Genomic DNA, 569 nt, shown 5'->3' on the forward strand with positions numbered 1-569 from the left:
TTCATGTCTGAATTCAGAACTGGCCAGAACAACGCCTGCCAGGAACGCGCCCAGGGCAGGTGACAGGCCGACCAGTGTCATCAGAAACGAAATGCCCACGACAATCATCAGTGCCAGTGCGGTGTACATCTCGCGCAGACGGGTTGCGTGGATGAAGCGAAACAACGGTCTTGTCAGGTAGACACCGGCCAGAATGACAAACACCACCACGCCGATTGTGACAAGGGTGACGGCCCAGCCCGGCAGCCCTTCGACCAGTGACAAACTGTGATCGCCTGCGCCATGTGATCCTCCAGCCCCCCGGTCAATCGATCCATCTGCTTGGAAACGTGGCATGGCGGGCAGCGCCAGCAGTGGCAACAAAGCCAGAATTGGGATCACCGCGATGTCCTGCGTCAACAGAACCGAAAATGTCGCGCGGCCGCCGTTTGTCTGCATCAGGCCTTTTTCTGACAGGGTTTGAAGAACGATCGCGGTCGATGAAAGCGAAAGGGTCAACCCCACCGCCAGGGCGACCGACCATGGATGGTTGGCGTACATGGCCACGGCAGCAATCGCGATTGTTGACA

The 569-nt window shown here is 58.2% G+C and carries 1 protein-coding gene; it reads right to left on the reverse strand.

Annotated elements, in window-relative coordinates; genetic code table 11:
* A partial coding sequence (locus tag ACR0C6_RS22110; RefSeq protein WP_480621339.1) for a cation:proton antiporter domain-containing protein occupies positions 1-569 on the reverse strand: 569 nt, incomplete at both ends.

This window comes from Ruegeria sp. AL12 (assembly GCF_056540885.1).